The organism is Roseomonas alba, from assembly GCF_019430885.1.
GTDB classification, from domain to species: Bacteria; Pseudomonadota; Alphaproteobacteria; order Acetobacterales; family Acetobacteraceae; genus Neoroseomonas; species Neoroseomonas alba.
This window is the reverse complement of sequence record NZ_JAHYBZ010000005.1, coordinates 152,115-177,595: the sequence shown is the minus strand read 5'-3', so window position 1 is coordinate 177,595 and position 25,481 is coordinate 152,115. Positions and strand designations below refer to the sequence as shown.

Here is a 25,481-nt window from a genome sequence, read left to right as displayed (position 1 = left end):
ACTCTGATCTCGCTTCCCCGGCCTCGACCGCCGCGTGATAGTCCGGCACCAGCCGCTTGTTTAGTCCAGGCATTAGATGGTGCGGGTTTGGGTGAAGCGTTGGGGCTGATCGGCCCATGCCTTGCAGGCGTACTCGTATGGAGTGAGGCCGCGCAGGCGCTTGAGGCACCCGGCGAAACTGTAGGCGGCGACGAAGGCATCGAGTTGCCGTCGGAGCTGGTCGGGGCTTTAGTGGTGGAAGCGTTTGACGGTGGCATCCTTGATGGTGCGGTTCGTCCGCTCGACCTGGCCGTTGGTCCAGGGATGGTTGATGCGAGTGAAGCGATGCTCGATGCCGTGATCGGCGCAGCGCATGTCGAACATGTGTGCCACGAAGCGCGCCGTTGGCCCGTTCGTGTAGCGACGCTGGAAGCGGAATTGGATGCCGTTGTCGGTGAGCACGGTGCGAATGCGGTCGGGCACGGCGACGACAAGGACCTCGAGGACGGCGGATGCTGTGACGCGTGTTGTGCTCTCGACGAGATGGACGAGGGCGAACTTCGAAGTGCGATCGACGGCAACAAGCAGGAAGGGCTGGATCGCGCGACGGACCGCCTCTGTCGTGCGGGCGCTCCTGTGGAGAACCTGGCCCTTAGCGCGTCCTTCGATGGCTAGGAAAAGACTGCACCATCAAACCCTGGGGTCAGACACCTGGTCGACCTGCAAATCGTCATACTCAGCTCGCCACTGATGAAGGCTCGCCTGCGAGACACCAAGACCACGGCAGATCGCCCCAATCCTGCGCCCCTGCGACATTTCCACTTCAGCTTGCCGTAGCAACCGAATGATCTGCTCCGCCGTATGGCTCTGCCTCGGCATTCACGCCTCCTTCCCAGCAGGTCAACCTCCTCATCACAGACGGATCGCGTTATGGGGCAGCGTCAACGCCGGGCGGGCGCATCCCATCCATCTATGGCTGCACCGAGGTGTTGTCGGAGGGGTCGACGACGTCAGACTTCGCACGATAGCCGAGCGAGTCACCCATTTCTGTCGCAATCCTCCCGTCACGTCCGGTCGATCAGGCCGGTACTGCCGCAGTCACCATCACTTCCATCAGCCCGGGGATCTGGAACGAGGATTCGATGCAGGCCCGCACGGGCTTGCGACCCGAAACCAACCACTCGTTCCATACCGCATTGAAGCCGGCCGCGTCGTGCTTGACGTTGTTCATCCAGATCGTCGCGGTCAGCAGCATGTCCTTCGACGTGCCGGCCAGCGCCAGCAGCGCGTCGATCTGCGCCAGCACGTCGCGCGTCTGCTCGGTAAGCGTCGCACTGCCGTCACGCGGCATCACGCCAGGCAGATAGGCCACGCCGTTCCAGACCACGGCATCGGAGCGGTGCGCCAGGTCGCGCGGGTTGATGTAGGTGGGCGTCATGGTCGGTCCCTTCGCGGTATCTTGGTGGTCAGAAGGCCAGCAGATTGTCGCGGAAATTCGCGTGGTCGTAGCCGCTGCGGATCAGTCCGCGACGCATCAGGGCGGGTGAAAGGCCGTCGACGATCTCCGCGATGTTGCGGCGGTTGACGTTGCTGGCGATGAGGAAGCCGTCGCCGCCCACCTCCTGCATGATCTCCGCCATCTGCGACGCCACGGTGTCCGGGCTGCCACAGAGCTCCACGGATTCGACCGGCGTATAGCGCAGCATGTCGCGCAGCGTGCCGCCGCCGCGCATGGTCTCCTGGATCGAGCTTTGATGGCCGTTCACGCGCGACAGGATGTCCGCCGGCAACGGTTCATCGAGGTCGAACTTCGACATATCGAGGCCTGACATGTAGGATAGCCGCTCCAGCCGCCCGAGCAGGTTCGCGCTCTCCTTCGCACGCTGGCGGTCGCGACGGTCCTGCGCCTGCTCGTCGCTCTCGTCCAGGATCGGCGAGACCAGGAACATCACCTTGCAATCCCCGGGATCGCGCCCCGCGGCGGCGATGCGCTGCACGACGTCGTCGCGGAACTCCTTCATCGAGGCGACGCCATTGGCCGCCGCGACGATCGTGTCGGCATGCTTCGCGGCCAGGGCGCGCCCCGCCGGCGACCCACCGGCCTGGCAGATCACAGGGCGGCCCTGCGGCCCCGGGATGGTGTTCAGTGGCCCGCGGCAGCGGAAGAAGCGTCCCTCGAACTCGATGGGCTGGACCTTCCCGGCATCGGCGAAGAAGCCTTCCAACGGGTCAGCGACGACCGCATCCGGCTCCCAGGACGACCAGAGGCGGTTCACCACCTCCATCCATTCATCTGCCATCTCGTAACGCAGATCATGCTGGAGGTGCTTCTCCAACCCGTAATTCTGCGCCGCGCGATGCCCGCTCGCGGTGACGAGGTTCAGCCCGACACGCCCATTGGTCAGGTGGTCGAGCGTCACACCGAGCCGCGCGGCCATGAAGGGCGGATAGAAGGTCGTCGTTACCGTCACGACGACGCCAATATGCTGGCTGCCCTGCGCGATCAGCGGCACCAGCGGCACCGGGTCGCATTTCGGCGCGCCGGCGGCGCGGCGCAACGTCGCGCGCATGCTGCCTTCGTAGCTGTCGTTGATCATCGAGGAATCCTCGATCATCAGATAGTCGAAGCGCCCCCGTTCCAGGGCTCGCGCCATCTCGACGTAGAAATCGGGCTTCATCCACTCGCTGGCGATGTCGCCGGACCAGGGGTCGCCCCAGCCCTGCACGCCGAAGCCGGCCTTCAGAAACCATCCGAGATGGAACATGTGCGATACCCTTCGAGGAGCCCGAGATCCGTTCAGCCGCCGGCGCTCACTGGCCGGTAGCGGCGCGGCGCGAGACGCGCGATGCGCGTGCCGAGTTCCATGGGCTGCTGCCCGATCACGGCGGCGAGTTCGTCGAGTGTGATGCTGTCCTCACCCTGGCGGCCGACGAAGACGACCTCGTCGCCCACCGTCGCATCGGGAACGCCGCTGGCGTCCAGCACCATGTGCTCGATGCCGCGGCGGCCGAGCACCGGCACGCGCATGCCACGCAGCAGCGCGACATGTCCCGGCGGATGGAAGTTGAGCCCATCCAGGTAGCCGAGCGGCACCACCACGGAACGGCGCATGACGTCGCAGGGCGTCTCATCGGCATACCAGCCGCTCCCCGGGGGATGCGTCTTGACCTGGATGACGCGCGTCTTCAGCGCCGCGACGACGGGCCGGATGCGATGATGCTGCGGCCAGCCCGCATCGACGAAGCCATAGAGCGCCTTGCCCGGATTGACCGCCGTGAGGTGCAGCGCCGGATGGCCGAGCACGAGGCGGCTGCCGGCGACCATGGTACGGAACCCATCCAGCCCCGCCGTCCGTGCCGCCTCCACGCCGGCGCGGAAGACCACGGCCTGCCGGTCAATGGTCACCTCGACATCGGGCGAGCGGAAATGGCCATAGATGCCGCCGAGCCGCAGCATGGGCAGCGCCGCCAGGCGACGGAAGGCCGCATCCCAGGAATCTGGCGGCAGCCCGATGCGGCCCAGGCCGCAATCGAGCTTCACCCAGATCTCCATGGGCCGGTTCAGAGCGCCATAGGCTTCCAGCCCCGCCAGGTCGTGCACAGTCGGGATGGCATCGAGCGCGGCGACCGAAGCCGCCTGTTCGGGCAGCGTGGCGGCGTAGAGCAGGATCGGCACGGTAATGCCGGCGGCGCGCAACCCCGCGATGGCGTCGGGGTCGCCCAGGGCGATGCCGTCCGCGCCATGCGCCTGCAGCACCGTCGCGGCCTCGACCGTCCCGGTGCCATAGCCGTCGCCCTTCACCACGGCGTAGATGAAGCAATCGGGCCCGGCCATCGCCCGCATGGTCCGCATGTTGTTCGCCAGGGCATCGAGGTCGATCTCGACCCAGGCCGGACGCAGCGATGTCATGATGCCAGGACCTCTGTCGTGCTGGGTTGCGTCGCGCTCTGCCCCGCGAAGTGGCAGGCGACGCCGTGGCCGCCGGGCAGCAGCAGCGTGGCTGGCGCGAGGCTGCGGCACATGTCGCGCGCCTGCGGGCAGCGCGGCGCAAAGCGGCATCCCTGCGAAGGGATGCCCTCGGCACCCCGATCGGCGGCGTCCCGGCTGCGGCCGCGCCCCTCGACACCCTGCGGGATCGCGGCGATCAGCGCGCGCGTATAGGGATGCGCGGGCCGCGTCAGCACCGTCGCCGGATCGCCTTCCTCGACGACGCTGCCGGCATACATCACCACCACACGCGTGCTGATATGCCCCACCAGCGCGAGGTCGTGGCTGATGAACAGCAGCGTCAGGCCGAGCCGTTCGCGCAACTCGTCCAGCAGGTTGACGATCTGCGCCTGGAGCGAGACGTCGAGCGAGGCGACGGGTTCGTCCGCCACGAGCAACTCGGGCTCGGCGGCGAGGCTGCGCGCGATGGCGATGCGCTGCCGCTGCCCGCCGGACAGTTGGTGCGGATAGCGCGTCAGAACGGTCTCGTTCATCCCGATGAGATCGAGCAATTCGCGTATCCGGGCCGGCCGCGCGGCGCGCGGCAGGCCGCCCAGGGCGAGCGATTGCGACAGATGCCGCCCGATGGTCTTGCGCGGATTGAGCGAGGAGCCGGTGTCCTGGAACACCATCTGCACGCCGCGCCGGAAGCCGCGCAGCGCCTTGCCGCGCGCCCGCGTAACGCTGTTGCCCTTCCAGGCCACGCTGCCGCCATCGACATCCAGCAGCCGGACCGCCGCCTGGGCGAGGGTGGATTTGCCGCTGCCGCTTTCGCCGACCAGGCCGATCACCTCGCGCCGGCGGATGGTCAGGGACACCTTGTCGAGCGCCTGGAGCACGCGCTGTCGTCCGGTCAGCCGCGCCAGCAACCCGCCGTCCAGCACGTAGCGCTTGTCGAGCTCCACGAGGTCCAGCAGGATCTCGGCGGTCATGCGGCCTCCCAGCAGGCGACGTCATGGCCGTCGAGGGCGCGGCGGGCCGGCGGCGCAAGGGCGCAGCGTTGCACCGCATCGGGGCAGCGCTCGGCGAAGGCGCAGCCCGGAGGCACGCGCCCGGCTGGCGGCGGCGCGCCCTCGATCGCCGGCAGGCGGTGGCCGGCCAGGCCGAGCCGCGGGATGCAGCGCTGCAACAGGCGTGTATAGGGATGGCGCGGGTGGGTGAAGAGATCGACCGTCGCCGCTTCCTCGACCACCTGGCCCGCATACATCACCACGACGCGGTCGCAGAGCTCAGCCACCAGGTCGAGATTGTGCGAGATGAACAGCACCGTTAGGCCAAGCTGCTGCCGCAACCGGTTCAGCAGCTCGACCACCCGCGCCTGCACCGTGACGTCGAGCGCGGTAGTCGGTTCGTCGGCGATGAGCAGCCGCGGCTCGCAGGCGATGGCCATGGCAATCAGCACGCGCTGGCGCATGCCGCCGCTGAACTGGTGCGGATAGGCGGTAAGGCGCCGCTGCGGCTCCGTGATGCCGACGAGGGAGAGCACCTCGGCGGCGCGATCGCGCAACGCCTTGCGGCCGAGCTCGGGGCGATGCGCGCGGATCGTGTCCACCAACTGCTGCCCAACCGAAAAGGCTGGGTTCAGCGAAGTGGACGGGTCCTGGAACACCATGCCGATATGGCGTCCGCGCAGTCGGCGCATGCCGGATTCCGGCAGGGCGAGCAGGTCCTGACCGTCGAAGCGAATGATGCCGCCGGCGATGCGCCCCGGCGCGGCGATCAGCCGCATGATCGCGAGTGCGCTGAGGCTCTTGCCTGACCCCGACTCGCCGACGAGGCCGACCGCTTCCCCGGGAGCCACGGCGAAATCGACGCCACGCACTGCCTCGCCCCAGCCGCCGCCCATCGGGAAAGCGACGCGCAGGCCCCGGACGTCGAGCAGCGGCGCCGTCATGCCAGGCCCCGCGTGACGCGGCGCGGGTCGAGCACGTCGCGCAGCCCGTCCCCCAGAAGGTTGAAGCCGATCACCGTCAGCGAGATGGCAATGCCCGGGAATACCGGCAGCCACCATTCGGGCGAGAAAACATAATTGCGTGCATCGGCCAGCATCGACCCCCAGCTCGGCCGCGGCGGCTGCACGCCGAGGCCAATGAAGCTGACCGAGGCCTCGACCACGATACCCGCCGCAATCAGGAGCGTCGCCTGCACCATGATGGGCGACAGACAGTTCGGCAGCACGTCCCCGAGCACGATGGCGATCGGGGAAGCACCTTCGACCTGCCGCGCCCGGACATAGTCGGCCGACATTTCGGCCTGCGCCACCGCATGGGTCACGCGCGTCAGCGACGGCACATACAGCAGGCCGATCAGCACCAGCAGCTTGTGCTCATTGTCGAAGGTGAGAGGACCGAGCGTCACGGGCTGCACGCCGATGATGCCGACCAGCGCGATCGCCCAGATCAGCAGCGGGATGGAGGCGATCATGTCCATCAGCCGCATCAGCACCTGCTCGATCCAGGAGCCGCGGTGATAGGCGGCGAACAGGCCGAGCAGCGTACCGAGCGTCACCCCGATCACTACCGCGAGCAGGCTGACGGTGAGCGAGACGCGCGTGCCCCAGATGATGCGGCTGAGCACGTCCCGCCCGCCCTGGTCGGTGCCGAGCGGAAACTCGGCATCGGGCGGCAGCAGGGCGTTCACGATGTCGATCTCAACCGGGTCGCGCGGCGCGATCCAGGGCGCGAGGAGCGCTGTCAGCAGCACGATCGCAACGATCAGCCCACCGATCAGGCTGCTGCCCTGGTCGCGCAGCAGCCGCCATAGCCGCCCGCGGCGCAGCAGCGCGATGCCGCTCATCGCGCCACCCCCAGCCGCGGGTTGAGCATGGCGTTGATCAGATCCGCGACCAGGTTCGACAGGATGAACAGCATGGTGAAGACCAGCACGATGGCCTGCACCAGCGTGTAGTCGCGCGACGTGATGGCGGTCAGCAGCCCGTTCGACATGCCCGGCAGGTTGAACAGGTATTCGACGATCAGCGCCCAGCCGAACATGTAGCCGAAAGCCATGGCGGCGACGCTGACCACCGGCACCAGCGCGTTCTTCAGCGCGTAAACCAGCATGCGGCCGCGCCCGATCCCCATCGCCCGCGCGGTGCGGATGTAGTCGAGCCCACGCACCTCGAGCAGGCCCGAGCGCGTCATCCGGCTGAGGATGGCGATGTAGTAGATGCCGAGCGTGAAGGAGGGCAGCACGAGCGATTGCAGATGCGGCCCCCAGCCCTCGCTGACCGGCACATAGCCGCCAGGAGGGAACCAGCCGAACTCCACGGCAGGGAAGCGGATCAGCATCAGACCTAGCCAGAAGCCAGGCATGGATACGCCGAGCACCGAGACGATCCGCGTCACATGGTCTGCGAGCGAGCCCGGATAGCAGGCCGAGACGATGCCGAGCGGAAGTGCCACGGCCACGGCGAACAGAAAGGCGAAACCCACGATCTGGAGTGTGATCGGCATGCTTTCGGCCAGCGTCTCCGTCACCGGCTTGCCGGTCAGCAGCGAGCGCCCGAAATCGAGATGCCCGGCGATGCTGCCGACCCAGCGCAGGTATTGTGTGAACACCGGCTGGTCGAGCCCGTGCTCCGCGTCGAAGGCAGCGATCTGGTCGGCCGTCGCCTCATTGCCCAGCACGATGCGCGCCGGCGTGCCCGCGATGGATCGCGTCAGCACGAACAGGCAAAGACCGACCGCCAGCAGCGTCAGCACCGAGAAGACCAGCCGGTCGAGCAGGAGGCGCAGCATGGCGGGATCAGCCCAGCACCACCGGCCTTGGATCGATGGTCAGGCCCTGATTCGGCGTGAAGTCCTTGACCCGGCTGCGCCAGACATTCGCCGCATGCGCAAAGCCGATCCACACCATCGGGCTGTCCTCAGCGAGCAGCGTCTGGATCTCGGCATAGAGCGGCTTCAGCTTCGCCTCGTCCGTCTCGGCGAAGGCGCGGGCGAGCAGCGCGCGGAAGGCCGGGCTATCGTAGTTGGTGGATTTCGCCACGATCTGCCCGGGCGTCAGCACGTTCTGCAGCAGATAGGTGGGTTCGCCCGGCGACATCTGCAGCCACAGGCTCGCCGGTTCGTCGCCGCGGATGATCGACTGGATCATGGGCCCGAACTCCATGACCTTGATCTTCATGTCGATGCCGATGGCCTTAAGCTGCGACTGCACCACCAGCGCGGCATCGCGCACATCGAGCAGATAGGGCGTCGCGGGGATGGTGACCTCGATCGGGGCGCCGCCGGCATGGCGCGACGCCGCCATGAATCGCTTCGCGCGGTCCAGGTCGAAGCCCGCGGCGCGGTCGGCCTCGGCATGGTACCACCAGGCGCTTTTCGGCGCCGAGACGGCCGAGGGATCGAGCAGCCCGCGATAGACGCGATTGGCGATCAGGTCGCGATCGATCGCGCTCGATACGGCGCGGCGGAGATTCACGTCGTCGAAGGGCGCCTTGGTGTTGTCCATATAGAATGCGAACCAACCACCGAGCGTCGGCCGGCTCGCGCCCTGCAATCCGTTCGTCGTCTTGAGCCGTTCGAAGTCGCGCGGCGGCGGGGAGCTCATGATGTCGATCTGGCCGCTGCGGATATAGGCGACGCGCGTCGCATCCTCCGGCAATTGCCGCACGACCAGGCGCTCCCAGGCCGGCACGCCGCGGTTCCAATAGGTCGGGTTGCGCCGCAGACTGATGTATTCGTTGGCCCGCCATTCCTCGAAGATTGCCGGGCCCGTGCCTACGCCGACCGGCGCGTTGCGGAAAAAGTCCGGCCCGTTCGCCTCTCGCGAGCCCTTGGCGAAGATGCCCATGCACTTCGTCATGAAGGCGAGCCAGGGTGCATAGGGCTCGCTGAGCGTGAAGCGCACATGCAGGGGATCGACCACCTCGACCGCGGTGATCCGTGCGAAGATCGGGCGGCGCGCGGCGCGGTTTGCCGGATTGAGCAGGTAGTCGAAGCTGTACTTCACGTCTTCCGCCGTGAAGGGCTGGCCGTTCGAGAAGGTCACGCCTGGCCGCAATGTGAAATCATAGGTCAGCCCGTCGGCCGAGATCGTCGGCAGCGCCGCGGCCAGCTGCGGCTTCAGCTTGCCGTCGATGTCGAACTCGATGAGGTTCTCGAAGATGAGCTGGGTGGTGACCATCCAGTCATGGTTGATCTGGTTCACCGGGTCCATCGTCGCCGGCACGCCCGGAATGCCGATGGTCAGGGTGGAACCAGCAGCCGGCTGCGCATGAAGCAGCGAGGCGGGCGTGAGCGCACCGAGGACGGCGGCACCGCCGCGCAGAAGGCCCCGGCGATCGAAACGGAGATCATTCATCCCAACCATCCTTCATGCAGGTGAAGCTGGCCGGACGCTTCCTTCCATCTGCCCGGTCTCGTCGCCGGGTTGCACGCTCCAGTCGAAGGGAACGACCCTTCAATCCGCGACGGTGCGGATGACGATGTTGCCGTATTCGTCGAGAGCAACCGCCATGCCGGGCGGTACGACGCAGGTGCAGTCGTATTCCTCGACGATCACCGGGCCGGTCCAGACGCGCTCGGCGAGATGCCCGCGCAGCAGGATGGGTGTCGGCATCCATCCGTGGGTGGTGCCGAAATAGGCTTGACGCTCGCCGGGTGGATCGGCCGGGATGGGCGGCGCCTTGCGGCCGGCCCCGCGCATCGTGTCGAGTTCGCCGCTCGCCGAGAGGTTGAGGCTTACGAGCTCCACTGGCTCCTCGGGCCCTGCGCGGTGGCCATAGGTCCGCTCATGCTCGTCGCCGAAGGCGTCGCCAAGGTGCGCGGCCGTCTCGGCGGTGATCGGTCCATCAGGCATCGGCACGGTCAGCTCATAGGCCTGGCCGCGATAATGCAGCTTGGCCGTGCGGGTGAGCACGATCTGCGCGTCGGTGAAGCCGTCGGCGTGCAGCTTGTCGCGCGCCTGGCTCTCCAGCGCATTCCAGGCAGCGACCAGCGCCGCCGTATCGAGCGTACCGATCACCTGCCGGTAGCTGCGCGAGAGGTGGTACTCGACGTCGGAAAAGAGCAGCCCGACCGAGGAGAAGACGCCCGCCGCGGGCGGCACGATCACGGTGCGAATGCCGAGCGAGCGCGCCATGCCCGCCGCGAAGAGCGGACCGTTGCCGCCGAAGGCCACCAGGCCGAATTCGCGCGGGTCGCGGCCGCGTTCGCTGGAGACTGCCTTGATGGCGCGGATCATGTTCGCCGCGGCGACGAGATGCGCGCCATAGGCCGCATGCGCGACGCCGACGCCGAGCTTGCTCGCCACCTTCTCCCGCAGCACGGCATGAGACTTGGCAGCATCCAGCTTGACGCTGCCGCCGGCGAGATGCGTCGGGTTAATGTAGCCGAGCACCACATTGGCATCGGTGATGGTCGGCTCGGTGCCACCGAGCCCGTAGCAGACCGGCCCTGGGAAGGAGCCAGCGCTCTCGGGGCCGACCTGCGGCACGCCGCCCGCATCGACGGCGATGATCGAACCGCCGCCGGCGCCGACCTCGGCCAGGTCGATCGCCGGGACCTTCAGCGCATAGCCGGCGCCGGACATCAGACGCGAGCCGATCATGATGCCGCCGCCGACTGAATATTCCTCGGCGCGCGATACCTTGCCGTCCTCGACCAGCGCGGCCTTCGCCGTGGTGCCGCCCATGTCGAAGGAGATGACCTTGTCGAGCCCGGCACGCCGCGCCAGCGACTGCGCGCCGATCACGCCGGCGGCGGGGCCGGATTCGATGATGTGCACCGGCATCTCGGCGGCGGTCTCGGCCGGGGTTAGCCCGCCATTGGACTGCATCAGCAGCAGCGGGGAGGTGACCTCGATCGACTTCAGGTCCCCGATCAGGCTGGTGAGGTAGCGCCCGACGATCGGCTTGACGTAGGAATTGATGACGGTCGTCGAGGTGCGCTCGTATTCCTTGATCTCGGGCAGCACCTCGGAGCTGACTGAGAGCACCATCTCCGGCGCCTTGCGCCGGATGGCGTCGCGGATCGCGATCTCATGCGCGTCATTCGCATAGGCATGCAGCAGGCAGACCGAGATCGCCTCGACCTTCTCGGCGAGAAGCTGGTCGATGACGGCGTCGACCTCATCCATGTCGAGCGGCGCCAGGACCTTGCCCTTGGCGTCAATCCGCTCGGTCACCTCAAGACGCAGTTCGCGGCTGACCAGTGTCGGCGGCTTGTCCCAATGCAGGTCGTAGAGCTTCGGCATGCGCAGCAGGCGCAGCTCCAGCACGTCGCGGAAACCCTTGGTGGTGATGAGCCCGGTGCGCGCGCCCTTCATCTCCAGGATCGCGTTGGAAGCGACAGTGGTGCCGTGCAGCACCTCGGCCACATCGCCGCCGGCGAGGCCGTGCTCACCAAGTGCCGCCGCAAGGCCCGTGCTGATGGCGCGGGCGTAGTTGTCGACGGTCGAGGACACCTTCTTGGTGATGATCTCCCCCGTCTTGTCCATGATGACGATGTCGGTGAAGGTGCCGCCGATATCGACGCCGACGCGGATGTTCTTCATGGCCGTCACTCCGCCGCCGCGGCGAGCGGCGCGATCTCCTCGCGTTGCACGAAGGGCGCTTCCGTCCAGCCGCGCGCTTTGCGCAGCGTCGCCCGTTGCGTGGCCGTCGCCGCCTCATCTGCCGAGGTGCCGTTCGCGGACAGGATCACGCCATAGAGGTCGCGCGCTGCCGCGACCGAGACCAGGCCCTGCCGGACATCCTTCATGACCCTGGCGACCTCGCGCTCGAGCGGATCCCCCCAGCCGCCGGCGCCGGCGATCTCATGCACGAAGACGTCGCCACGGCGCAGCAGGGTGGAGAATTTCGACGGGTAGAGTTCCTGCTGCCCGCCGGCGCGCGTGATGTAGTTGAAGGATGGCGCGCCCGGTGCCCCTCCGTAGAGACCGTAGGGACGGATGTCGCGACGGTCGGAGCGGACCGACAGGCTCGCCTCCTCCTCAAGGAAGCGATAAGTGCGACGGTAGGGCATCCCGCCGCGGTACTTCCCCGCGCCGCCGCGATCGGCCAGGATCTCGTAATCCTCGATCAGCACGGGCTGCTCGGCCTCGGTCACCTCGACCGACTGGCCGGCCATGTTGGCAAAGATGTTCGAATTGCCGTCGATGCCGTCGGCCCAGGGGCGCGCACCCCAGGCGGCACAGGTGAAGTCGCAGTAAATGTAGGGCGTCTTGTCGGCGTAGTAGCCGCCGATCGAGATGTTGGAATTGCCGCCATCGGAACAGGCGAAGACACGGTCGGGCACCATCTTCGCGAGCGCACCGAAGGCCACGTCGATCATGCGGAAGCCGGTCAGGCCGCGCGCCGCGACCGAGGCGGGCAGGGTGCAGTTCACGATGGTGCCGAGCGGCGCCACCACCTCGACCGCGCGGAATACGCCGTCATTGTTCGGCGCGGCATTGTCGATGATCGAGATCAGCGCGCAGTAGGACACCGACTTCGCGAAGGACAGCGTCGCGTTCAGCGCGCCCTTAACCTGCGGCGCAGATCCGGTCCAGTCGAAGCGGATGCTGTCGCCGCGCTTCTCGATCGCGACCTTGATCGGCACTGGCTTGCCGCGCTCGATGCCGTCATCGTCGAGCCAGTCCTCGAAGGTGAAGACACCGTCGGGCAGCTTCGCGATCTCGGCGCGGGCCAGGCGTTCCGAATAGTCGAGCAGCTCAGCCATCAGCCGCTCCACCTTGGGCGGGCCGTATTGCGCGCAAAGTTCGCGGAAGGCGGCATCGGCGATGTGGCAGGCGGCGAGCTGCGCCCGGATGTCGCCGGCGACCTTGGCGGGCACGCGCACATTCTTCTCGATGAAGGCAAAGAAGGTGTCGTTCGGCACGCCGCCATCGAAGATGCGCAGGACGGGGACGCGGATGCCTTCCTGGTAGATCTCGGTGGAATCCGCCGCGTTCGACCCGGCGACGCGCCCGCCCATGTCGGTGTGGTGGGAGATCGACCCGGCGAAGGCCATCAGCACGCCATCGATGAAGATGGGCTGGAAGACGAACAGGTCCGGCAGGTGCATCCCGCCGTCGAAGGGATCGTTCAGCGCGAAGATGTCGCCCGGCTTCATCGTATCGCCGAAGCGGCGCATGATCGCGGCAAGCGCGGTCGGCATCGAGCCGAGATGGCCCGGCAGCGAGAAACCCTGCGCGACGAGCCGGCCCTTGGCGTCGAAGAAGGCGGTCGAGTAGTCGAGGTTGTCGCGCAGCACGGCCGAATAGGTCGTGCGATGCACCGTCAGAGCCATCTCGTCCGCGACGGAGAGCAGCGCGTTCTTGAACAGCTCGAACTCGAAGGGATCGATCGTCGGCTCGGTCATGGCGCACCCCTGCAGCAGTTGCTCGCGCAACGTTCTTCGACGGAATCCGACCGCGGGAAGACCGCGGAGTGATCGGAAAAACGTTTTAATTGCCGCTTTGGCGCTATCCTGATGCGATCTTGAGGCTCGCGGGTTCAGGATGCAGGGAGGCTAATGCGCTGCCTCAAGACCACGCAAGCGCAAATCGTATCCCGACATAAAAACGTTTTTCTGCCCGTATTTCGTGCGATATGATTGAGTCATGTGCGCGACCATGACCTCCCACGCGACCTTAGGACGGCGGATCACGATCCGGGACGTCGCCGCGGCGGCGGGTGTGTCCATCGGCACCGTCTCCCGCGCGATGAGCGGCCATCCTGGCATCCTGCCGGCGACACGTGAGGCGGTGCTCGCGGCCGTGCAGCACCTCGGCTACGTGCCCGATGGAGCCGCCCAGAGCCTCCGCCTGCGCCAGACGCGGGTGATCGGCTGCGCCGTTCCGCTCGCCTCGCACCCGGTCTTCACCGCCATGATCGCCGGCGCCGAGGAGCGGCTGCGCGAGGCCGGCTACACGATGGTACTGGCCAATACCGCGGACCGGCCGGAACGCGAGGTGGAGCTGCTGCGTTTCTTCCAGCAGCGCAAGGTGGATGGCCTGATCATGACGCTGGGTCGGGAGGACGATCCCGCCCTCGCCCGCGCGCTCCAGGGCCTGAGGTTCCCCGTCGTGCTCTTCGAGCGCATCGCGGAGGGCGGCTTCGACAGCGTGCTGACCGATCAGGCCGGCGGCTGTTTCGAGGCAACGTCCCATTTGCTCCGGCTCGGGCATCGGCGCATCGCACTGGTGGCAAGCGGCCTGTCCAACTGGCCCGGGCGTGAGCGAAAGCAGGGATTCTTCAGGGCCTATGCAGTCAATGGCGTCGATGCGGCGCCGGCTATGCTGCATACGATGGAAAGCCCGGGTGACTTTACGGTCGACAACGCACTGGCCTTGCTCGAACAGCCATGTCGGCCGACCGCCATAATCATCGGCGCGCAGGAGCTCATCAGCCTGCTGCACGCGGTACGCCATCGGCGGCTATCCATACCAGCCGACCTGTCGGTGATCAGCATGGGCGATTCCGATTTCGCCGCGCTCATAGCACCGGGCATTTCGGCACTACGCTGGGACGGTCGGGAAGAGGGTCGAGTTGCGGCCGACATCCTGGTCGAGAGGATTGCAGGAGACGAAGCGCCATCACGGCGTATCGTGCTTCCGACGCGTCTTGTTATGCGAGCGTCCTGCAGTGGTCCTGCGCTTGTGCAGTAGCCGTCTTGAACCGCCGGTTCCGGGGCCTGGCCGGTGGCAGAAGAGTTCCGGCGTTGGGCTGGGCTGTGGGGGATGGTTCGTCGTCACGGTAAAAGCTGATCTCACCGGTGAGAATGTGACCTGAGCCCCATTGCTCCGCGGCTGATGGCTGGAGCCCGGGCTCGTATGGTCCGAACCCGATTGTTGGAGCGCCCGGAGTTGGAGTTTCCGGGCCTTTTCACGGTGGCTGGCTGGCGATGCCACCTTGGTTCCGCAACGCAGTCGGAGGCCTCTGCCCGATCGCGCCATGCGGGCGATCCTCGCCGTAGTATCCGCGATAAACCTCCAACGTTTTCCGCGCTCCGCCTAGCGTCGGGAGCCGGTGTGCATTCAGGCACTCCGCACTGGGCCGATAGGCGATGCGAAGGTCCTGGGGCGTGCGGACAAGCCGGGCGCAGAGACACCCTCCCCGGAGGCGGCCGTGATGCTGCGCTGATCTCTGCCGTATCGACGTGACGCGCGCGTCACGAGGATCTGGTCATGTGCGCCACGGTCGCGTGGCGCAGAAACCTCTCCATGAAACGGCCGGGCGCCAATCGCCCGTCGCGGAGAGTTAGATGATCGAACACCAAGATGAACGCCGTTGCCTGCTGCGTCTCCTGCCGCTTCCGGCCGCCGGCGCAGGTGTGGTGGCGGCGGGCTGCCCCGCCTCCTCGGCGCCGCCACCATGCAGTGCGGCGTTCCAGCCGAAGGTGACGACCCGCATGAGGGTGAAGGCCGCCCAGGCATAGGGAGCGGCGAAGGATGGATCGATCTCGGTGGCGCGCATGAACATCGCGCGCGGCGATCGTATGCGGCTCATCGCCGTGCTGTTGCAGGCCGCGCCCGATCAGCATGCATTCCCGCGCCTGAGCCGTTCCGGTGGCTTCTGTTGCGCCCGGCGAAGGCTCTTGCGGTCGATCTGCGGGTCGATGGCGCCGGCCAGCGTCGGCACCCCGGTTCGGTAGGTCGGTTGAATGACTTTCTCCCCTGAAGGGGATGCGTCAGTGATGAGAGAGTTGTCGGTCTCGGAAAGAGGCGTGGATGCCGAAGACAGGCACTACGGCGACGCAGATCATTGGGCTGCAGCGGCAGGCTGAGATGGAACTGGCGCAAGGTTGGACGGTGGGGGAGATCTGCCGCGGGCGGGGGGTTTCGGAGGCGAGCCTCTATCGCTGGCGTCCCGGATCTGATCCAGGCTCCCCTTGCCGCACGGGCCGCTACCTGTCCGCCCGACCAGATTCCGTCGCCGTGACAGGGGCGCCGCGAAGCGTTCATGGGTGACTGTCACGCCCACGACCATACCGTGGCAGGCCGACAGCACCTTGATATCCACCAACTCGCGGTCGCCGGCGATGATGCCTTCCGTCAACGGGAACCCGAGGGCGAAGTCCTGCGGGGTCCGACGACGTCCCGATCCGTCGGCCGCGACATTCCCCACATCGGCGCTGACGCGCCGTCCAAGCGCGCCGGCATCAAACGTGAAGCGCGGTCGGCACCTCCTGGCCGAAATAGGCGCGCTCCAGCCGATGCGGCAGGTCCTCCTCCGTCGCGCCGGCCTCCAGCACGATGCGCCCCTGGGCGAGCGCATAGACGCGATCAGAGACGGCAAGCGTCTTCTCGATCAACTGCTCGACCAGCAGCACCGACGTCCCCGTCGCCCGCAGCTCCGCCACCACGCTGAGTACGCGGTCCACCAGCACGGGCGACAGCCCCGCCGAGGGTTCATCAAGCATCAGCAGGCGGGGACGCCGCACCAACCCCTGCGCGACGGCGAGCATCTGCTGCTGCCCGCCACTGAGCGCACCGCCCCGATCGTGGCGCTTGGCGGCGATCTCGGGGAAGTAGGCCAGCGCCTCCTCGATCCGCGCGGCGCGCTCCCCGCGCGGCAGGTCGTAGCCAGCGAGCTGCAGGTTGTCCGCCACCGAGATCTGCGTGAAGACCCGATGCCCCTCGATGACATGCACCAACCCGGCGCGCGCCGCCTCGCGCGGGCTCGAGCGCGACAGGTCCTGTCCATCGAAGGTGATGCTGCCCGCAGTGGCCGGGAGCAACCCCGACAGCGCGCGCAGCAGCGTTGTCTTGCCCGCGCCGTTCGGGCCGAGCAGCGCCACGACCTCGCCGGCGCCGATGCGCAGATCCACGCCATGCAGGACGGCGATCTTGCCGTAACCGGATTCGAGGCCCGCCACCGCGAGCAGGCTGCGTTCAGGCGCCGAGATAGGCACTGACGACCTCCTTGTGCACGCGGATCTCGGCCGGCGTACCCGCTGCGAGGACCTTGCCCAGATTCAGCACGGTCACCTGGTCGCAGATGTCGAAAATGAGGTCGGCATGGTGTTCGACCAGCAGAACGCCCGTGCCGTGCCTGCTGATGGCCCGGACGAGTGCGCCGAGGCGGCGTATCTCCTCGGTGGAAAGTCCCGCGGCCGGCTCGTCGAGCAGCAGGAAGGACGGCCGCAGCATCAGGGCGCGAGCGATCTCCATGAAACGTAATTCGCTGTGTTGCAGCCGGTCGGCGCGCGCACCGGCAAGATCGGCGAGGCCGACCGCGGCCAGAGCCAACCGCGCACGGGCCTCGAGGTCGCGCTCCTCAGCGCGTTGCCGCGGCAGGCTGAACAGCGCCTCCGCGAAGCCTGCCGTGCCATCGACAGTGCCGCCGATCATGACGTTTTCGAGCACCGAGGCCTCGCCAATCAGCCGCGGCGTCTGGAAGGTCCGCGCGATGCGCAGCGCGGCCCGGCCCTCGGGGTCGCCGGCCGGCAGCGGCGCGGCGCCGATCGCCATGCCGCCGGATTCCGGCCGATAATAGCCGGAGATGACGTTCAGAGTCGTCGTCTTGCCGCTGCCATTGGGACCGATCAGCCCATGCACCTGGCCAGGTGCGACGGTCAGGTCCACGCCGTCGATCGCACGCACGCCGCCAAAGGCCAGCACGATGCCCAACAGCCGCATCGGCTCCGGCACGGTGCGCTGGCCAAGCAACGTGTCGAGTGCTTCGGCGCGCGGCGCGATCACGCGGTTCGCAGGCAGTTTCCGCCGGCTGCGCGGGTCGATCATGGCCGCGATGCCGCCAGGCATGGCGAGCACGATCACCAGCAGCAGCACCGCATAGAGCGAGGTGGACCACGAGGCGAGCGGCGCGGCGATCTCTGGCAACAGGGTCAGAATAACCGTACCGAGCAGCGGCCCGAGAATCGACCCGCGCCCACCGATCAGGATGGCGATGAAGAACAGCAGGGACAGGTCGAAGGTGAAGGCGTCCGGCGTAATGTAGGTCTGCAGCGTCGCGAACAGCCCGCCGGCGATCGCCGCCAGCGCGCCCGCGAGCATGAAGACCAGCACGAGCAGGCGCGGCTTGCGGATGCCCGAGGCCTCGGCGGCGACCTCGGCGTCGCGCACCGCGACTAGCGCCCGACCGAAGCGGCTGCGCGCGACATTGGCGGTCAGCCAGGTGCAGACCACCGCGAAGCCGAGGCAAAGATACAGCAGCCCCCAAGTGGTGTCGAAGGGCGCCGGCATCTCCGGCCCCGTGATGCCGATGCCGCCGCCCGTGACATCCTGCCAGGCCAGGGTGATCTGATTGACGATGGTGGCGAAGCCGAGCGTCGTCATGGCGAAGTAGAAGGTCCGCAGACGCAGCGCCGGCAGGCCGACGATGACGCCGAATACCGCGCCCACCACCCCTGCGCAGCCCAGCGCGGCGAAGGCCGGCAGTGGCGCGGCCACATTGCCCGCCGCAAGCACCGAGGTGGTGTAGGCCCCCACCGACAACAGCGCGACATAGCCGATCGCGAGCTGCCCGGCATAGCCGACGATCAGGTTGAGCCCCGTCACGAGCACCCAGTAGATCGCCATGCGCGTCGCGATCAGCCCCCAATAGGCATTGCCCGTCAGCGGCACCGCGGCCGCGATGGCGAGCAGCAGCAGAAACGGCCAGAGCGGCGACAGCGGCCCGGCAACCTTTGGCAGGATGCCCGCGCGCAGCGGCACGGTATCGGTGGTCGCGCTCATCATACCCTCCGCGCCGCCTGCGCGCCGAACATGCCCTGCGGCGCCGCCAGCAGCACGATGATGAACAGCGTGAAGACCGCGACCGAGGAGAAGATCCCGCCCACCAGGAAGTTCGCCGCCTGCTGGAACAGGCCGAGGAGGATGCCGCCGATCACCGCACCGCGGTTGTTGCCAAGCCCGCCCAGCGCGACAGGAATGAAGCCGTAGAAGTTCAGCAGCGGGCCGTTGGCGAAGAAGGCCAGCAGCAACTGCCCGCCCGCAAAGCCGGCCAGCGCCCCTATCGCGCCTGCCAGGGCATAGCTCGCCATGCGCAGGTTGCGTTCCGGCAGGCCGAGCGCCCGGGCGGCGAAATTATCCTCGGCGATGGCGACGAAGGCGCGCCCGACCAGGGTGCGCCGATAGAGGTACTCGAGCCCGAGGATGGTCACGACGCAGGCCGCGACGGGCAGCCAGTATTTCTCGTCGAGGACTCCCGAGCCGATATTGGTCAGGCGCGGGAAAGGCTGCGGCTCGGTGCTCCATTCCATCGCCGTCGTGTGCTGGATCAGCAGTGCGACGGCGAGGGTGGTCAGCACATAGAGATGCTGTTCGAGGCTGTTCAGCACCGGGCGCACCGCGACGATCTCGGTGAGCACGCCGACCAGCGCGCAACAGGCAAGGGTCAGCAGCAGCGCCGGCAGCAGCGGCACCCCGAGCCGGAGCATGAACAGCGACCCGAAGACACCGCCGAGCATGCCGAGCTGCCCGGCGGTGAAGCTCATGACGCGGGAGGTGGCGAACATCGTGTTGTAGGTGATGCCGATCAGCGCATAGATCGCGCCGACGGCAAGGCCCGAGGCTATGATGGAAGCAAGCATCCCGCGTCGTTCCGCTCAGTAGCCCGGGGCGAGGGCGAACGCCCCGTCACGCGCGGTATTGGCCGCCGACATCACCACCTCATCGGTGGGGTAGCCGTTATGCTCCGTGGGCGACCAGGTGTAGGTGCCATAGAAGCCGGGATACTCGCGCGTCGCGTTCCAGTTGCCGATGATCGCCTCGTTCGCCGTCGATCCGGTCGCATCCACGGCGCGGGCCACCAGGTTCACCGCGTCGATGGCGCAGGCAACCCACCACAACAGCGTGTCCTGCAGGTTCACCTTGCCGGACAGCCGCTGCACCAGCTCCGCCGTGCGGGGTGGCAAGTTGCCGGCAGCATCGCGCGAACACGACCGGTAGCCGATGGCATAGACCTTCTCCCAGTTCTGCGGACGTTCGATCAGGCTGCCGATCTCGCCCGAGGAAAGGGAGGGATGGCCGACGAAGGGAACGTCCCAGTTCATCGTCGCGCGGGTGTTGAGCATGCGCGCGATCATGCCGGTGGTGACCGACCAGATGACGATGGCTTCCGCACCCGCATTTCGCGCGCGCAGCATGTCCGGGGTCATGTCGGGCTGGGTGGCGTCGATATTGGCCTTGTAGACCACCTCCGCCCCGGCACGCTGGAAGCCGGCGACCGACGCGTTGGCGGCGCTGACGCCATAGCCGGTGGTGTCGCCGATCACCGCGACCTTCTTCGCGTTGATGCGCTGCATGCAGTAGTTGCGCACCGCATCGTCCCACTGCGTGTTCGAAGGCGAGATGCGGAAGGCGTTCGGATAGCGCCGCGGGTCGATCAGCGTATCGACGACGCAGGGATGGATGTTGGGCATCTTCGCGCGCGCCATGATGGCCGTGACCGCGAGGGATTCGCCGGAATTGGTCGGCCCCCAGATGGCATTGACGCGGAGCTGGCTGATCATCTCCTGCGTCGCATTCACCGCCTTGGTCGGATCGCCCTGGGTGTCGCGGGTGATGATTTCGATGCGTCGGCCCTTCACGCCGCCGGCGGCGTTCAGCGCCTCGGCCGCGAACAGCACGCCGCGATTGAAGCCGACGGCCGGGGCGGAGCTCGGTCCGGTCAGCGCGGCCAGCCAGCCGATACGGATGGGCTCGTTCTGCGCCAGCGCGGGACGGGACAGCGACGCCCCGACCGCAAGGCCGGTGCCGCCCAGGGCGAGTGCGCGACGGGTGATCTTCATGGTTTCGTTCCCTCCTTGTCGCCTGGCGCCGCCGCGCCGGCGGTCAGTCCTGCAGGTGGCGGATGTAGTCGCGGTTCAGGGTGAAGCCCCAGCCCGGCCGTTCCGGTACCAACGCGTCACCCGCATCGAATTCCAGGGCTTCGTTGTAGAGCCGCGAGAACCACGGCATGTATTCGAGGTAGAGGGCGTTCGACAGCGCCCCGAGGCACTGGATGCTGGTCTCGGGAAACAGGTGGCTCGAGACGGCGATGTCATGGCCCTGCGCCATGTGGCACACGCGCATGAATTCACTGACGCCGCCGGCGCGCTGCAGGTCCGGCATCAGGATGTCGGCCGAACGCTGGTCGAGCATGCGGCGAAAGCCATAGCGCGTATATTCCGTCTCGCCGCTGGCGATCGGCGTGTCGAGCGCGGCGGCGACCCGTGCGAGACCCTCAAGGTCCCAGCAGGGCAGCGGTTCCTCGAACCAGGTCAGGCCGTATGGCTCGATCATGCGCCCGAGGCGGATCGCCTGCGCTTCCGTCAGGCCCTGGTTCGCGTCGGCCATCAGCGCGATGGTCGGTCCAATCGCGTCCCGCACGGCGCGCACCCGCGCCGCGTCCTCGGCCGGATCGGACTTCCCGAGCCGCATCTTCATCGCGCGCCAGCCCTGCGCGACGAAGGATTGCGCTTCCTCGACCAGCTCCTCAACGGAATGGGACAGCCACAGCCCGCCGGAGTGATAGGCCGGCACGCGGTTCCGTGCCCCGCCGAGCAGGCGATAGAGCGGCATCCCCGCAGCCTTGCCCAGCGCGTCCCACAGCGCGCCGTCGATGGCGGAAATCCCCATCACCGCTACGCCCTGGTGGCCGATGAAGTTGATGTCCTTCCAGGCGCGCGCCCAGAAATCGGCGATGTGGCCGGCATCGCGCCCGACGATCAGGTCGGCCAGGCTGTCCACCATCCCGCGCAGTACCGCCGTGCGCCTGTCGTGCAGGGTGAAGATCAGGTTCTCGCCGCTGATGCCGGCATCGGTCCGCACCGTGACGAGGATGACACCGAACTTCGCGATGGCCCCCAGCGCGCTGCCGAGCGGCTTGTCGAGCGGCAGAAGGATCGGCGTCGTCTCGACGGCGATGACTTTCATGCGGCGAACCTCGTTTCGGTGCGCACCGGCGGCGCCATGGCATATCGCGCGAGGATCGCGGGGTCCGGGTCGCAGCCGAGACCCGGACCCTGCGGCACCGCCACCTGGCCGTCCCGCGCACGCACCCAGGGGTCGAAGGGATTGGCCTCCATCTCGAGCCACAGCACTTCGACCAGCGGCCGCTCGCAGAGCGCGGCGGCGATGTGCAGCGTGGCGACGAAGCCTGGCCCAAAATAGGGACAGTGCGGGATCACCTCGACCCCATGGGCCTGGCACAGACGGAACACGCGCAGCATCTCACCGATGCCGCCGATCTTCGTCACGCTGGGCTGGGCGATGTCGATGGCGCCCGCCTCGACCAGCGTCTTGAATCCGAAGAGCCCGGCGGTGTTTTCCCCCGCCGAAAGCCGCATGCCGTGCCGGCGGAGGTTGGCAAGGCCCGCAGCGTCCTCAGGCGGCCAGACCGGCTCTTCGAGCCAATACAGCCCCTCCGCAGCGAGTGATTCCGCCATGTCGCGCGCCACTGGCGGCGTCCAGGCGCAGTTCACATCGAGCATGATCGCCGCGTCGGGCGCCGCCTCTTTCGCAACGATGACGGCCTCGCGCGTCACTTCATGCAGCTTGATGTGACGGTAGCCGGCGGCGCGCGCCTCGGCCGTATTCTTCGCCACCAACGGCAGGTCGTTCGCGTAGGAGAGCAGGCTCGCATAGGCTGGCAAGCTGTCCCGCTGTCGGCCGCCGAGCAACGCCCAGACCGGCTGGTTCGCCCGCTTGCCGAGCAGATCCCACAGCGCGATCTCGATGCCAGAGATGGCGTAGAGATGCGCGCCGTTGCGGCCGAGCAGATGCGTCGCATGCATCAGTTCGCGCGTCAGCGGCTCGATGGCACGCGCATCACGGCCGATCGCGAGGGGTGCGACGACACTGTCGAGCGCGGCCTTGGTTGCCGGGATGGCGGCATGGCCGAAGGCTTCCCCCCAGCCGACCAGCCCATCCTCGGTCTCGACCCGCACGAGCAGGATCTCGAGCCGGTCCCAGGGACGGCCGGCGAAGGGCGGGTGCGGGCCGCCCATGGTGAAGGGCAGCGCGACGACGGAGGTTTCGACGGAGGTGATGCGCATCGACGTTCCTGCCTGCCCCGTCCCCCTTTGGCGAGGGATCTGCCGGACTAGGCCGAGCCATCCTGCGCGGCCCTGAGGATAAGCTCAACGCCATCTGCCTTATAAGAATATAAGGTGTCCTGATGTACCTGACATACCGCCAGCTCGAAGTTCTTCGCGCGGCCGCCCGCAACGGGACCGTGACCGCGGCCGCCGACGCGCTCAACGTGTCGCAGCCGGCGGTGAGCATGATGTTGCGCGAATGCCAGGCCGCTGCGGGCTTCCCGCTTTTCGCGCGCCGCCGCGGACGGCTGCATCCCACCGCGGAGCTTGTCGTGATCCTCGCCGAAATGGATCGGGTCTTTGAGGGGCTGGCACGCATCGACCGGCTCATCGAAGGCATCCGCGAGGGAAATGTCGGTTCCGTGGTAGCGGCCGCCACGCCGGCCCTCGCGGACCATCTGCTGCCGCGTGCCATCGCAGCCTTTCGCCGCTCACGGCCCGGCATCCATGTCGCCTTGCAGACGATGGACAACCTCGGCGTCATCGACGCAGTGGTGCGGGAGCGCGTGGAGCTCGGCTTCGTGCTGACGCCGAGCGTGGTCCCCGATCTCCAGCTCGTCACGCTCGACGAGACGGAGCTGGTCTGCGCGGTGATGGCGTCGCATCCGCTGGCCGAGCGCGACAGCGTGACGGTCCATGACCTGCCCGCCTGGCCGCTGATCGGCGTACCGCGGGGGCTGCCGCTCGGGGATCTCGTCGACGCCGCCTTTGCCGCGGAGGGGCTGCGGTTGCGCATCGCCGTCGAGGTCACCCAGACCTCCGTGGCGCTATCGCTCGTGCGCGCCGGTGCCGGGATCGCGATCGTCGATCCCTATGGCGCCATGAGTGGCCTGCCCGCTGATCTGAGGCTGTTGCCGCTGCGCCCGCGTCTGACGGTCGGGGCCGCAGCCGTGATCCAGCGTGGCCGGGCCGTATCGCGGGCGGCGCGGCTGCTCATGGCGACCGCCCGCCGGATCGCAAAGGCTCCGGTTGACGCGTAGTGGCGCCTCCACCTGAATGCCGCCGCCCGCTCGTCACAGACCGGCAGGGAGATCGACACAGGGCCGCCCCGCCGGACTGTCGCCCCGGAGCAAAGGATCGATCGGATCACGGTGACGTCGGCGCTCGCCGTAGCTGCGCGGTCCGTCCCGAGCACCTTCGCGAACGCCTTCTCGGCACGGCAACTGTCCGTCAGGGCGCGGCCGCCTGCTCCTCTTCCTCCTCTTCCGGCATGTCGCCCGGACACGCCGCGGCGCGGCGCTGGAGATAGGCGCTGCGATGGACCGCATAGGCATCCAACGCCTCGGCGTCGATCCGCCGCAGCTCGTGGTGAATGCCGCTGTAGGAGACGAACATCTCGCTGGTGCGCCAGCCGATCACCGCCTCGGGCCCGACCGCCTGGGCCAGCAGCGCGACGCCCGTCGCCATGGCCGAGGCGTCGCGCAGCGTCGTCGGCCCTAGCACCGGCAGCACCAGATAGGGCCCGCGCGGCACGCCCCAGGCGCAGGCCGCGTCGGCGAGCCCGAAGGGCCGGCGCGGGAAGCCCAGGGGTCCGGCCGCATCGTTCACCCCGCCCAGGCCGAGCGTGGTGTTGATCCCGAAGCGGATCACCGCATTGGTCGCACGCGTGACGTCGCCGGCCGCGAGGCTGCTGACTGCAGTGACCGGCTCGCCGAGGTTGCTCAGCGCATTCGCGACACCGGTGCGGAAGCCGGGTGAGGTGACGGCAAGATAGGCCTCCGTTGCAGGCCCGAGCACATAGGCCTGCACACCCTGGTTGAAGGCATGGATGCGGCGGTTGACGCCCTCCAGCGGGTCCTGCGCGGCCTGGGCCGGCGCGGCGATGAGGCCCGTCGCGAGGACCAGGCCGGCACAGGTGAGCGGCGGCGGAAAGCGGATCGGCATGCGGTCTGCCCGGGGTTGGCGTGCCCTGGCGGCACCGGATTTTCCGGCCCCCCAGGGCGGGGAGTGCTGCACGCCTAACGCGCCACGGGCAGGGAATAGTATAGAATTGATTAACTCGACACCGAAAAGTGACCCGACCTCGCCGCTAACCGCTTGGTGAAGCCGGCCATGCCAGCCTCCGCTCCCCGGAGGCTCCGCCATGCATGTCGCGTTTCCCAACCAGCGCCGCCGCACCGGACGCCCGCCCCGGCGGCCCAGCGCATGAGCGCCGAGGCCACCGACCGCGGCCCGCGCCTCGCCGCGCTGCACGGCATGGGCGGTCATCTCCTGCTGTACCGCGACAGCGTCACCATTGCCCGGTACGGGCCGTGGTTCACCGGGGTCAACCTGCTCTCCCATGTCGAGCGGGAGATCGAGACCACCATCCTGCTGCGTCGCCTGGTCGCGGTGCACATGGTCCGTTCGCTGCTGCTCGTGCAGTTCCTGCGCTTCACCTATGCCGGGGCGCCGGCGCCGACCGGCCACTACCTGCGCGACGCCTTCGCCGAGAACGCCTTCATGTTCAGCCTGATCGACAACCGCCCGCTGATGGCGATGCAGGCCCGTATCGTCGATGTGGCGCGCATGGCCGGGGCGACGATCACCGTGGCCTGAAG

The 25,481-nt window shown here is 67.8% G+C and carries 24 protein-coding genes and 1 pseudogene; 4 read left to right on the top strand and 21 right to left on the bottom strand.

Translation table 11 applies throughout. The annotated features are described in order from the left end of the window. Positions 1-58: 58 nt before the first annotated feature. The 12 genes and pseudogenes from KPL78_RS15450 to KPL78_RS15395 form a co-directional block, all read right to left on the bottom strand. Positions 59-570 (bottom strand): annotated as a pseudogene (locus KPL78_RS15450) (integrase core domain-containing protein); the annotation flags it as partial. A 99-nt stretch (positions 571-669) separates the two neighbouring features. Further along, on the bottom strand, positions 670-858 hold the full coding sequence (locus KPL78_RS30800; protein WP_219763877.1) for a transposase: 189 nt from the start codon (positions 856-858) through the stop codon (positions 670-672). A 199-nt stretch (positions 859-1,057) separates the two neighbouring features. Beyond that, entirely contained in the window at positions 1,058-1,417 is a 360-nt protein-coding gene (locus KPL78_RS15440) for a RidA family protein (protein WP_219763876.1), read from the bottom strand. A gap of 28 nt (positions 1,418-1,445) precedes the next feature. Continuing rightward, positions 1,446-2,744: an NtaA/DmoA family FMN-dependent monooxygenase gene (locus tag KPL78_RS15435; protein WP_219763875.1), complete on the bottom strand. Its 1,299-nt coding sequence runs from the start codon at positions 2,742-2,744 to the stop codon at positions 1,446-1,448. A 32-nt stretch (positions 2,745-2,776) separates the two neighbouring features. Then, positions 2,777-3,889, bottom strand: a complete 1,113-nt coding sequence (alr, locus tag KPL78_RS15430; protein WP_219763874.1) for an alanine racemase — start codon at positions 3,887-3,889, stop codon at positions 2,777-2,779. Further along, positions 3,886-4,899, bottom strand: coding sequence for an oligopeptide/dipeptide ABC transporter ATP-binding protein (locus tag KPL78_RS15425; protein WP_219763873.1), 1,014 nt, complete (start codon positions 4,897-4,899; stop codon positions 3,886-3,888). Before KPL78_RS15425 ends, alr begins: the two co-directional genes overlap by 4 nt. Then, positions 4,896-5,861: an ABC transporter ATP-binding protein gene (locus KPL78_RS15420; RefSeq protein WP_219763872.1), complete on the bottom strand. Its 966-nt coding sequence runs from the start codon at positions 5,859-5,861 to the stop codon at positions 4,896-4,898. Before KPL78_RS15420 ends, KPL78_RS15425 begins: the two co-directional genes overlap by 4 nt. After that, positions 5,858-6,763, bottom strand: coding sequence for an ABC transporter permease (locus KPL78_RS15415; RefSeq protein WP_219763871.1), 906 nt, complete (start codon positions 6,761-6,763; stop codon positions 5,858-5,860). The genes KPL78_RS15420 and KPL78_RS15415 overlap by 4 nt, the downstream gene beginning before the upstream one ends. Then, the gene (locus KPL78_RS15410) at positions 6,760-7,707 is read right to left on the bottom strand and encodes an ABC transporter permease (RefSeq protein ID WP_219763870.1); all 948 of its coding nucleotides are present in this window, start codon (positions 7,705-7,707) and stop codon (positions 6,760-6,762) included. The genes KPL78_RS15415 and KPL78_RS15410 overlap by 4 nt, the downstream gene beginning before the upstream one ends. Positions 7,708-7,714: 7 nt before the next feature. Next, the gene (locus KPL78_RS15405; protein ID WP_219763869.1) at positions 7,715-9,274 is read right to left on the bottom strand and encodes an ABC transporter substrate-binding protein; all 1,560 of its coding nucleotides are present in this window, start codon (positions 9,272-9,274) and stop codon (positions 7,715-7,717) included. Positions 9,275-9,373: 99 nt separating this feature from the next. After that, the gene (locus tag KPL78_RS15400) at positions 9,374-11,467 is read right to left on the bottom strand and encodes a hydantoinase/oxoprolinase family protein (RefSeq protein WP_219763868.1); all 2,094 of its coding nucleotides are present in this window, start codon (positions 11,465-11,467) and stop codon (positions 9,374-9,376) included. 5 nt (positions 11,468-11,472) lie between these two features. Next, positions 11,473-13,275: a hydantoinase B/oxoprolinase family protein gene (locus KPL78_RS15395; protein WP_219763867.1), complete on the bottom strand. Its 1,803-nt coding sequence runs from the start codon at positions 13,273-13,275 to the stop codon at positions 11,473-11,475. Positions 13,276-13,516: 241 nt separating this feature from the next. On the opposite strand from KPL78_RS15395, the gene KPL78_RS15390 reads away from it, so the two are divergent. After that, positions 13,517-14,563, top strand: coding sequence for a LacI family DNA-binding transcriptional regulator (locus KPL78_RS15390; protein ID WP_219763866.1), 1,047 nt, complete (start codon positions 13,517-13,519; stop codon positions 14,561-14,563). Between the two features lie 217 nt (positions 14,564-14,780). Here KPL78_RS15390 and KPL78_RS30225 read toward each other — a convergent pair whose 3' ends face one another. Beyond that, positions 14,781-14,936, bottom strand: coding sequence for an integrase core domain-containing protein (locus tag KPL78_RS30225; protein WP_408904485.1), 156 nt, complete (start codon positions 14,934-14,936; stop codon positions 14,781-14,783). Between the two features lie 219 nt (positions 14,937-15,155). Then, on the bottom strand, positions 15,156-15,404 hold the full coding sequence (locus KPL78_RS15380) for a hypothetical protein (protein WP_219763865.1): 249 nt from the start codon (positions 15,402-15,404) through the stop codon (positions 15,156-15,158). 221 nt (positions 15,405-15,625) lie between these two features. On the opposite strand from KPL78_RS15380, the gene KPL78_RS30795 reads away from it, so the two are divergent. Beyond that, on the top strand, positions 15,626-15,865 hold the full coding sequence (locus KPL78_RS30795) for a transposase (protein ID WP_369412765.1): 240 nt from the start codon (positions 15,626-15,628) through the stop codon (positions 15,863-15,865). Positions 15,866-16,056: 191 nt separating this feature from the next. On the opposite strand, the gene KPL78_RS15370 is transcribed toward KPL78_RS30795, so the two are convergent. Genes KPL78_RS15370 through KPL78_RS15345 form a run of 6 tightly spaced genes read right to left on the bottom strand, consistent with a single transcriptional unit; the run spans position 16,057 to position 22,899 of the window. Beyond that, positions 16,057-16,809, bottom strand: coding sequence for an ABC transporter ATP-binding protein (locus KPL78_RS15370; protein ID WP_219763863.1), 753 nt, complete (start codon positions 16,807-16,809; stop codon positions 16,057-16,059). Further along, entirely contained in the window at positions 16,790-18,595 is a 1,806-nt protein-coding gene (locus KPL78_RS15365; protein ID WP_219763862.1) for a branched-chain amino acid ABC transporter ATP-binding protein/permease, read from the bottom strand. The genes KPL78_RS15370 and KPL78_RS15365 overlap by 20 nt, the downstream gene beginning before the upstream one ends. Next, positions 18,595-19,452, bottom strand: a complete 858-nt coding sequence (locus KPL78_RS15360) for a branched-chain amino acid ABC transporter permease (RefSeq protein ID WP_219763861.1) — start codon at positions 19,450-19,452, stop codon at positions 18,595-18,597. Before KPL78_RS15360 ends, KPL78_RS15365 begins: the two co-directional genes overlap by 1 nt. Positions 19,453-19,467: 15 nt before the next feature. Beyond that, positions 19,468-20,652 (bottom strand): ABC transporter substrate-binding protein, encoded by a 1,185-nt coding sequence (locus tag KPL78_RS15355; RefSeq protein WP_219763860.1) that lies wholly within the window; start codon positions 20,650-20,652, stop codon positions 19,468-19,470. A 43-nt stretch (positions 20,653-20,695) separates the two neighbouring features. Then, positions 20,696-21,778, bottom strand: coding sequence for a mandelate racemase/muconate lactonizing enzyme family protein (locus tag KPL78_RS15350; protein WP_219763859.1), 1,083 nt, complete (start codon positions 21,776-21,778; stop codon positions 20,696-20,698). Continuing rightward, positions 21,775-22,899 (bottom strand): mandelate racemase/muconate lactonizing enzyme family protein, encoded by a 1,125-nt coding sequence (locus KPL78_RS15345; RefSeq protein WP_219763858.1) that lies wholly within the window; start codon positions 22,897-22,899, stop codon positions 21,775-21,777. Before KPL78_RS15345 ends, KPL78_RS15350 begins: the two co-directional genes overlap by 4 nt. A gap of 122 nt (positions 22,900-23,021) precedes the next feature. On the opposite strand from KPL78_RS15345, the gene KPL78_RS15340 reads away from it, so the two are divergent. Further along, on the top strand, positions 23,022-23,921 hold the full coding sequence (locus tag KPL78_RS15340) for a LysR family transcriptional regulator (protein ID WP_219763857.1): 900 nt from the start codon (positions 23,022-23,024) through the stop codon (positions 23,919-23,921). A gap of 190 nt (positions 23,922-24,111) precedes the next feature. Here the strand turns inward: KPL78_RS15340 and KPL78_RS15335 are convergent, their stop codons facing one another. Then, entirely contained in the window at positions 24,112-24,825 is a 714-nt protein-coding gene (locus tag KPL78_RS15335; RefSeq protein ID WP_219763856.1) for an MlaA family lipoprotein, read from the bottom strand. A 261-nt stretch (positions 24,826-25,086) separates the two neighbouring features. On the opposite strand from KPL78_RS15335, the gene KPL78_RS15330 reads away from it, so the two are divergent. Continuing rightward, positions 25,087-25,479, top strand: coding sequence for a hypothetical protein (locus tag KPL78_RS15330; RefSeq protein ID WP_219763855.1), 393 nt, complete (start codon positions 25,087-25,089; stop codon positions 25,477-25,479). Positions 25,480-25,481: the final 2 nt, after the last annotated feature.

Coding starts and splice junctions, on each gene's coding strand:
- KPL78_RS15420 (WP_219763872.1), bottom strand. CDS start 5,861: ATGACGGCGCCGCTGCTCGACGTCCGGGGCCTGCGCGTCGCTTTCCCG.
- KPL78_RS15340 (WP_219763857.1), top strand. CDS start 23,022: ATGTACCTGACATACCGCCAGCTCGAAGTTCTTCGCGCGGCCGCCCGC.
- KPL78_RS15360 (WP_219763861.1), bottom strand. CDS start 19,452: ATGCTTGCTTCCATCATAGCCTCGGGCCTTGCCGTCGGCGCGATCTAT.
- KPL78_RS15330 (WP_219763855.1), top strand. CDS start 25,087: ATGAGCGCCGAGGCCACCGACCGCGGCCCGCGCCTCGCCGCGCTGCAC.
- KPL78_RS15400 (WP_219763868.1), bottom strand. CDS start 11,467: ATGAAGAACATCCGCGTCGGCGTCGATATCGGCGGCACCTTCACCGAC.
- KPL78_RS15335 (WP_219763856.1), bottom strand. CDS start 24,825: ATGCCGATCCGCTTTCCGCCGCCGCTCACCTGTGCCGGCCTGGTCCTC.
- KPL78_RS15405 (WP_219763869.1), bottom strand. CDS start 9,274: ATGAATGATCTCCGTTTCGATCGCCGGGGCCTTCTGCGCGGCGGTGCC.
- KPL78_RS15435 (WP_219763875.1), bottom strand. CDS start 2,744: ATGTTCCATCTCGGATGGTTTCTGAAGGCCGGCTTCGGCGTGCAGGGC.
- alr (WP_219763874.1), bottom strand. CDS start 3,889: ATGACATCGCTGCGTCCGGCCTGGGTCGAGATCGACCTCGATGCCCTG.
- KPL78_RS15410 (WP_219763870.1), bottom strand. CDS start 7,707: ATGCTGCGCCTCCTGCTCGACCGGCTGGTCTTCTCGGTGCTGACGCTG.
- KPL78_RS15390 (WP_219763866.1), top strand. CDS start 13,517: ATGTGCGCGACCATGACCTCCCACGCGACCTTAGGACGGCGGATCACG.
- KPL78_RS15365 (WP_219763862.1), bottom strand. CDS start 18,595: ATGAGCGCGACCACCGATACCGTGCCGCTGCGCGCGGGCATCCTGCCA.
- KPL78_RS15440 (WP_219763876.1), bottom strand. CDS start 1,417: ATGACGCCCACCTACATCAACCCGCGCGACCTGGCGCACCGCTCCGAT.
- KPL78_RS15350 (WP_219763859.1), bottom strand. CDS start 21,778: ATGAAAGTCATCGCCGTCGAGACGACGCCGATCCTTCTGCCGCTCGAC.
- KPL78_RS15395 (WP_219763867.1), bottom strand. CDS start 13,275: ATGACCGAGCCGACGATCGATCCCTTCGAGTTCGAGCTGTTCAAGAAC.
- KPL78_RS15345 (WP_219763858.1), bottom strand. CDS start 22,899: ATGCGCATCACCTCCGTCGAAACCTCCGTCGTCGCGCTGCCCTTCACC.
- KPL78_RS15355 (WP_219763860.1), bottom strand. CDS start 20,652: ATGAAGATCACCCGTCGCGCACTCGCCCTGGGCGGCACCGGCCTTGCG.
- KPL78_RS30800 (WP_219763877.1), bottom strand. CDS start 858: ATGCCGAGGCAGAGCCATACGGCGGAGCAGATCATTCGGTTGCTACGG.
- KPL78_RS15415 (WP_219763871.1), bottom strand. CDS start 6,763: ATGAGCGGCATCGCGCTGCTGCGCCGCGGGCGGCTATGGCGGCTGCTG.
- KPL78_RS30795 (WP_369412765.1), top strand. CDS start 15,626: ATGCCGAAGACAGGCACTACGGCGACGCAGATCATTGGGCTGCAGCGG.
- KPL78_RS15380 (WP_219763865.1), bottom strand. CDS start 15,404: ATGAGCCGCATACGATCGCCGCGCGCGATGTTCATGCGCGCCACCGAG.
- KPL78_RS15425 (WP_219763873.1), bottom strand. CDS start 4,899: ATGACCGCCGAGATCCTGCTGGACCTCGTGGAGCTCGACAAGCGCTAC.